The 7,458-nt window shown below is 57.1% G+C and carries 6 protein-coding genes; 4 read left to right on the top strand and 2 right to left on the bottom strand.

Going from position 1 to position 7,458, the window contains the following annotated elements; translation table 11 throughout:
- Positions 1 to 281 precede the first annotated feature (281 nt).
- Positions 282 to 1,190, top strand: a complete 909-nt coding sequence (locus RISK_RS01375) for a hydroxypyruvate isomerase family protein (RefSeq protein WP_047812461.1) — start codon at positions 282 to 284, stop codon at positions 1,188 to 1,190.
- A 511-nt stretch (positions 1,191 to 1,701) separates the two neighbouring features.
- On the opposite strand, the gene RISK_RS01370 is transcribed toward RISK_RS01375, so the two are convergent.
- Positions 1,702 to 2,298 carry a hypothetical protein gene (locus tag RISK_RS01370; RefSeq protein ID WP_047812468.1) on the bottom strand — a complete coding sequence of 199 codons (597 nt, stop codon included), beginning with the start codon at positions 2,296 to 2,298 and terminating at the stop codon, positions 1,702 to 1,704.
- A gap of 244 nt (positions 2,299 to 2,542) precedes the next feature.
- On the opposite strand from RISK_RS01370, the gene RISK_RS01365 reads away from it, so the two are divergent.
- The gene (locus RISK_RS01365) at positions 2,543 to 3,949 is read left to right on the top strand and encodes an outer membrane protein assembly factor BamB family protein (protein ID WP_047812467.1); all 1,407 of its coding nucleotides are present in this window, start codon (positions 2,543 to 2,545) and stop codon (positions 3,947 to 3,949) included.
- A gap of 252 nt (positions 3,950 to 4,201) precedes the next feature.
- On the opposite strand, the gene RISK_RS30570 is transcribed toward RISK_RS01365, so the two are convergent.
- Positions 4,202 to 4,396 carry a hypothetical protein gene (locus tag RISK_RS30570; RefSeq protein ID WP_236695933.1) on the bottom strand — a complete coding sequence of 65 codons (195 nt, stop codon included), beginning with the start codon at positions 4,394 to 4,396 and terminating at the stop codon, positions 4,202 to 4,204.
- A 492-nt stretch (positions 4,397 to 4,888) separates the two neighbouring features.
- On the opposite strand from RISK_RS30570, the gene RISK_RS01350 reads away from it, so the two are divergent.
- Together RISK_RS01350 and RISK_RS01345 are read left to right on the top strand one after the other, a co-directional pair.
- Entirely contained in the window at positions 4,889 to 5,569 is a 681-nt protein-coding gene (locus RISK_RS01350) for a hypothetical protein (RefSeq protein ID WP_047812466.1), read from the top strand.
- Between the two features lie 211 nt (positions 5,570 to 5,780).
- Positions 5,781 to 7,436: a CTP synthase gene (locus RISK_RS01345; protein ID WP_047812459.1), complete on the top strand. Its 1,656-nt coding sequence runs from the start codon at positions 5,781 to 5,783 to the stop codon at positions 7,434 to 7,436.
- Positions 7,437 to 7,458 lie beyond the last annotated feature (22 nt).

Below are 7,458 nucleotides of genomic sequence, written 5' to 3'. Positions count from 1 at the left end.
TCCGCCCCGAGCGAAGCATGACGGCCCCATCCGGGGCGATACCCAGACGCCCGCCACCATTTATTTTTCGAACGTCCCAAGGGAGGGTGATAGTAAACGCTTGGCAACACGGTACTTCAAAACTGCACGACCTCCCAACAGAGGGTGAAGCAAACGGCACGACCTTTTCTCGGCCAACCGGGAGCGAATCCCGTTCTCCGAAGGGGTTTTGGAGACAGGGGTGGGCTCAGAAGTTAAACTGGCGAGCGAAACCATCCTTCCCTTCCTCTCCGATAGCCATCATGTCAGACAAGAACCCCGAATCGTCGCTGAACCGGCGAGGAATGCTCACTCGTGCAGCAGCCATTGCGGCTGGGACCACCGCCGTTGCCGCCTCCGCTTCGCACGCCCAAGACGCAACCGGATCGGCGGTTGCCGCCGGAACCGTGGATGCCAAGCAAGGTCGTTTGAACCAATCGGTTTGCAAGTGGTGCTTCCCCAAGATCTCCCTGGAGAAAATGGCCCAAGAAGCCGCCTCCATGGGGCTGGTTGGAATCGACCTGCTTGACCCGAAAGACTTTCCGACCCTGAAAAAGCACGGTCTGGTTTGCACGATGGTCCAGTCGCATTCGCTTGCCAACGGATTGTGCGACACCAAGTTCCATGACGAGTGCCTGGAAAAGATGAACGTGGCGATCGAAGCGACCGCGGCAGAAGGTTGGAAGAACGTGATCTGCTTCAGCGGCAACGCTCGCGGGATCGATCGCGAAACCGGCATGAAGAACTGTGTCGACGCCCTGAAGAAGATCACTCCGGTGGCAGAGAAAGCAGGCGTGACGCTGCAAATGGAACTGCTCAACAGCAAAGTCGATCACGCGGATTACATGTGCGACAACAGCACCTGGGGCGTCGAACTGGTCAAGCGAGTTGGAAGCGACAACTTCAAGTTGCTGTACGACATCTATCACATGCAAATCATGGAAGGTGACATCATTCGCACCATCCAAAACGACCATCAATACTTTGGGCACTACCACACGGCCGGCAACCCCGGTCGTCACGAACTCGACGACAACCAAGAGTTGCTGTACCCGCCCATTGCCAAGGCGATCGCGGAGACCGGATACGACGGCTACTTCGCTCACGAATTCATTCCCGCGCGCGACCCAATCGCAGGTCTGCGTAATGCGGTCGCTCAGTGCATCGTGTGATTGATGCGAACGAGAGGACAGTCGCTTTCCGTCTTTCTTCATCCCGGTAGGGATGTCAGATGGTAGCCGTCGGTAAGCGTCAGCGCCACCGGCGGACATGCAAACTCCACGTCACCACTCTCCCTCCCGCCGTGGCCGATGGCCACGGCGGGAGGGAGAGTTTTTTTTGGGGCTCGTTTTCCGGGGGTGCGCTGCTTCGCAGCAACCCCCGGCTACCATCTGAAATCCCTACCGGGATGAGAACTTGCGCAAGCACATGGCGTCACATCACCAAAGATTTCGCAGTCCACCCGAAAGACGTTGCTTCACTGACACGTAAAAAATGAACCCCAGGCGATGCCTGGGGCTATCATAGAGCTGCCCCGTTGGGGCGTAGGACAGAACAAAAATCAACGTTGCATTTTCCGTGTCAATCCCAACCTTTTGACAGTCCAGCGTTAGCCCCGGTTGTGCGTGGGAACCGTGCCTAACGCCCAACGGCTCACATACCCGATGACATCTGCCTGCCCGCTTAAAACGGCGGGGCGACTAACGGCGAAGACGCAGTCATTCGTCGCGACATCGCCGGGGCTTTGACAGCACATGCGGCCGAGTCCTTGCGAGCGAAGGCCTCTTTGACAAGCTTTGGCTTGGCAGCTTTTGGTTGGGCTGACTTGGGCTTGTCAGCTTGCTGCTTCAGCACGCGGCTTTCGTCAGGCACGATGCGCAGTTCCAATCCGGCCAGGTCTTTTTCCTGCATCTCCTTCACCGCGCGAGCGAGCGCAATTCGATCTCGCCGCGTGGCTTCGAAGGAACGCGAAACGATTTTCTGGGGCGATGTGCCGCCTTTTTCATAGAGCGCGATCCGCAACCGTCCATCGGTCAAAAACTCTTTGCTGGATCCGACATAGAATTGCCGCCAAGATTTCGAGTCTTTGTCGTATGCGGTCAGCAGGTAGCGAGAACGCTGGGTCAGCGGACGTCGCAGGTATTCTTCGGGGGTGATCGGATCGGTGATCAAATCGCGAATCTCACGGATCTGCAAACGCCGTCGCCGGAACGTGGTGTTGGCTTCGACCAAGGTCGATTCGGGGTAGGTCAGCTCGACTTCATCATTGGGTTCGAACATCAATTGTCTCCTTCGGGACCGAGGAAGCGTTGGCTCAGAAACGTTGGCCTCTCAGTGCGCCTTGCACTGCATTGTTCGCGAGTGCCCGGACACGTTTGGTCAAAAAGCCCTGAATTCATGGTTTCCAGGTGATCCGCAGCCAATACCGGACCGGTTTGCAACGCTCACAGAAACTTTGCGGCACCCCAACGGACGCTTTTGCTAGAATGCGACGTCCCGCCTACTCCCCCGCTTGAGTCACTTCATGGTTCGATTTTGCTGCCCTGCCGACCTGTCTCGGCCATCCCGACGGTTGACTCGATCGCTTCGCTCAGCCCTGCGTCGAAGGGCCCTCTCCTCGGCCGCCTTTGCGATCGTGCTGGCCTCCATTCCCTCGATCACCTCGGCGGATTCATGGCCACAATTCCGCGGCCCGCGGGGGGACGGGATCGTCACCGAGGGCAATCCTCCGGTTGAATTTGGCGAGGACAACAACCGGACCTGGAAAACCGAGCTCGCCGGCAAGGCCTGGTCTTCTCCCGTGATCGCGGATGGGACGATTTGGCTGACTTCGGCCGTGGAGATCATTCCGTCCGAAGAGGAGCGACTCGAACTGCTGAAGAAAACCGAAAACACAGAACGCCAGTTCAAACAACTCGCGATCGCCAAATCAATCGAGTTGAAAGTCTTCGCGGTTGATTTCGAAACTGGCGAATTGAAACAAACCATTGAGCTGGCCACCATCGAGCAGCCCGACGCGATCCATTCGCTCAACAGCTACGCGTCGCCCACCCCGGTGATCGATGGCGAACGCCTGATTTGCCACTTCGGAACATTCGGCACATTCTGCCTCGATCGCGCAAGCGGCGAACTGATCTGGCAGCGGACGCTGCCGCTCAAGCACGCGGTCGGCCCGGGCAGTTCCCCCATCATCCACAACGAAAAGGTCATCTTGATCCAGGACGGGATGGAACGCCAATATGTGATCGCGTTGAATGCCAAAACGGGATCCACCGAGTGGGAAACCAACCGCCCTCCAATGGACGCTCCCACCGGCGATCAGAAGAAGGCTTACTGCACGCCAATTGCAATCACGGATTCAAACGGTCGCGAGCAATTGCTCTGCATGGGTTCTCAGTGGATGGTTTCGTACAACTCGGAAACCGGCGAGGAGTTCTGGCGGCTGTATCACGGCAAAGGATTCTCGGTCGTTCCGCGACCGATCTTCGATGGCGAAGCTGTTTACTTCGCGACCGGATTTGGCAAGCCACAGCTCTGGGCAGCCCGAGTGGACGGAACGGGAGACGTGACCGAATCCCACGTGCTGTGGGCGGTCAAGAAAAGCATCCCAGCCAAACCATCGCCCGTGCTGGTTGATGGCTTGATCTACCTGGTCGATGACAACGGAGTCGCCTCCTGCATCGACCGCGAAGACGGATCCAACGTGTGGTCGAAACGCCTGGGCGGAAAATTTTCTGCCTCACCAATTTTGGCGGCGGGCCGGATCTACTTCTGCAATCACAGCGGCGAGGTTTTCGTGATCAAACCTGGGACAGAGTGTGACATCAAAGTGACCAATCAGGTTGAAGGCCAAATCATGGCGTCACCAGCGGTCATCGGCGACGCTCTGATCCTGCGGACGGACACGGCTCTGTATCGCTTCGACCGCTAGTGGGCTGTTACAGCTAAAAGTTAGGGTTGATCGTAGTGGACGAGGCCACGAGTCCTTGGATTTGACGCCAGTTCAGGACTCGTCGCCTCGTCCACTACCCTAAAAATAAGTCCTGACAGACCGCTAGTGGCCCGTCAAAATCGAGACTGAGAGTAGTGGGCGAGGTCACGAGTCCTTTTGAGCGGGTGAGATACGAAGGACTCGTCGCCTCGTCCACTACCAAGAACCCTCATGTCAGGCGTTGCCGCACCACTAGCTGGGCTTTGCCACCGAGGTGACTCGTTTGGCATGGCGGTTGTTTTCCTCCAATCGACGAGCCGTTTCCTCGCGATAGAGCTGCGTCGTCGTTTCGCGATCTTCGCTGCCTTGCTTTTTGCGATTGAGCAACGAGCTTGCGACGATGGGGTGCGTGAAACCGTGAACAGTTTGGATGAATGCGGGATTCATGAGATCAATGCTTGAACTTGCTTTGAGAAAGAGGCGAGTGAGAGCGTCGCGAGATCATTTCGGGCGACGTCGACAACGATAGAAAAAGGATGCACGTCGCGTGCCAAAGCTGGCCTTCCGCACATGGACCACGCTGAATTCTCGATCAGATCCTCGCCGCCCATGGGCGAGCAGCGGGCCATGGGCGGGCCCAAGGCTCGGACGGCAATCGCCTCCGTCTCCAGAGTGAACGCCCCGGTCATGACTTCGGTTGTAGTGATCAAACGGATCAAACCAAGCGTGAACGCATCGGACGGTCCGTTCCGATCGAAATGAACAACAAACTGCGTGGCACCCGAGTCCTACGGCCTAGGTATGAAGACCGGTCATGAAAACGCAGTGATTTTCACCTTGGCATGTTGCCCAACCTCCCGTCTCCTGAAATTTGAAACTCGGCATGGACTCGAACAGCGTTTGCACCGCGTCGGCATCCAAGAAACGCGTTTCCATTCGATGAACGACCCTTCCCGTCTGGACCGGTTTGCCCAGCGTTCTCTTTCTCAGCTGGACGTGTTTGAGTACCAGTTGCTTCAATTCAGGACAATGAGCGCCCCGCTGGATGCCGCGTTTGTCGGCAAAGCGTTCACCACAATCCGGTCCATCCGTCTGGATGCGGAAGCAACGAACCGGACCGCGATCGTGGCCCAATCGCAAAACTTAGAAACAATTTTGCAGACCGCGGTGCAACAAGTTGCCGACCAGGGATGCTTGCCCATCTCGCATTTGCCCACCGCGAATTTGATTGAGCAGTTGCTTCAAGACACCCATCGCCTTCGATTGCGGATCCTGTCCGACAACGATGCGGCCCTGGAATTTTTCGAGGAGCAGCCTGCCTCAGAGGGCTCCGCCTCAACGGAACCCCCACGCTCGTCTCATCCTGATACGCGCAAGACCATTCCAAACGCCGGCACGGACAAGACGCCCGCCCCCAAACGGGCTCGGCCTGAGTTCACCATTCCGCCAACGATCAAGCGTCTGGAGGATCTGCTGGACCAGATCCAGGTCCAACTGGACGACTGCCTGGCCGACGGGGAGCCCCTGGAATTCGATCCCAAGCCAGGAACCACGGGTTCGGCATCCGTCGCCCGAGATGACGGAGAAAGCCCCGACGACGATGCCAACGGGACAACTTGAACGACCTGTGACAAACCGACCGACCGACGCATCGCCAATGGACGTCTGCGGAAAACGGGGAACATTTGCGGGAGATTGGGGTCGAAACCCGCATCCAGGATCACGTCCCCACACCCTCTAGCGGGCCTTCTCGGCACAATCCCCGGCAATCGTCCCTTCGGGTCGTCAACTCCGCTTCCGAAAACATTCCTTCACGGTATCATTTTCGGACATGACTAAACACATTTTTGTTACCGGCGGCGTTGTCAGTTCTCTCGGCAAAGGCCTGACCAGTGCATCGATCGGCATGGTTCTCGAACGCCGCGGGCTTCGAGTTCGAATGCAGAAACTGGATCCGTACATCAACGTCGATCCTGGGACAATGAGCCCTTACCAGCACGGCGAGGTCTACGTCTTGGACGATGGGTCCGAAACCGATCTCGACCTCGGGCACTATGAGCGATTCACTTCTGGCGAGTTGAATCGCGATTGCAACTACACCACCGGGCAAATTTATTTGTCGGTGATCGAAAAAGAGCGGCGTGGCCAGTTCTTGGGAAAGACCGTGCAGGTCATCCCGCACGTCACCAACGAAATCAAACGCGTCATCAAGCGAATGGGCGGCGACGATGTGGACGTCGTGATCACCGAAATTGGTGGCACGGTGGGCGACATCGAGAGCCTTCCATTCCTCGAAGCGATCCGCCAGTTCTCGCTCGACGCCGGTCGCGAAAATTGCCTGTACATGCACCTGACGTTGGTGCCGTACCTCAAGGCTGCGGACGAACTGAAAACCAAACCGACCCAGCACTCGGTCGGTCAACTGCGGGAAATTGGTATCCAGCCGGACGTTTTGGTTTGTCGCTGCGAGCGATCGATCAGCCGCGACGACCGAGACAAAATCGCGTTGTTCTGCAACGTGGAACCCGAAGCGGTCATCGAAGAAAAGGACAAGGACTTTTCGATTTACGAAGTCCCGTTGTCACTGGTCGACAACAAACTGGACGAATTGATCGTCAAGAAACTGGGCCTGACATCGGCAGGCAGTTTGGACATGACCCCGTGGAACGATTTGCTGCATCGCTTGCGCAATCCACGACACGAGATTTCGATCGCCGTCGTCGGCAAATACGCCGAGCACAAAGACGCGTACAAGTCGATCTACGAATCGCTTGACCACGCTGGAATGCACCACGACGCGCAGATCCGGATCGGGCGGATTCAAAGCAGTGACATCGAGCGGGAAGGTGCCGAACGATTGCTCAGTGGATACCACGGGATCCTCGTCCCAGGTGGCTTTGGCGAACGTGGTGTCGAAGGCAAAGTCCAGGCGATCCAGTTTGCTCGCGAACGCAACGTGCCGTTCTTCGGCATTTGCTTGGGCATGCAAACGGCCGTGATCGAATATGGCCGAAACGTGCTGGGGCTTGAAAAAGCCCACTCGACTGAATTTGACAAAGACACCCCGCACCCCGTCATTTGTCTGCTGGACGACCAACAAAACGTGACCGACCTGGGTGGGACAATGCGACTGGGGAGCCAGCCAACCAAACTGGTCGCTGATTCGAAAGCCATGCAGTCCTACGACCGCGAAGACATCGAAGAACGTCACCGGCACCGCTACGAGTTCAACAACGAATATCGCAAAGCCTTTGAAGACGCTGGCATGCGTTTCACCGGCCTGAGCCCGGATGGCGGACTGGTGGAGATCGTCGAAATCGACGCGCACCCCTGGTTCCTGGCGGCGCAATTCCACCCTGAATTCAAAAGCAAGCCACTGAAATCGCATCCGCTGTTCACCGATTTCATCGAAGCAGCGATCAACCGTCGCAAACAACGCGTAACCGAAGAGATTGCCTCGGAGTCCGAGAAGCCAAACGCTTCCTGAATCCACTCTGTCTCCTTCCCCT

Source organism: Rhodopirellula islandica, from assembly GCF_001027925.1.
Lineage (GTDB): Bacteria > Planctomycetota > Planctomycetia > Pirellulales > Pirellulaceae > Rhodopirellula > Rhodopirellula islandica.
The sequence above is the reverse complement of the archived record's forward strand: the minus strand, read 5'-3'. Positions and strand labels throughout refer to the sequence as shown.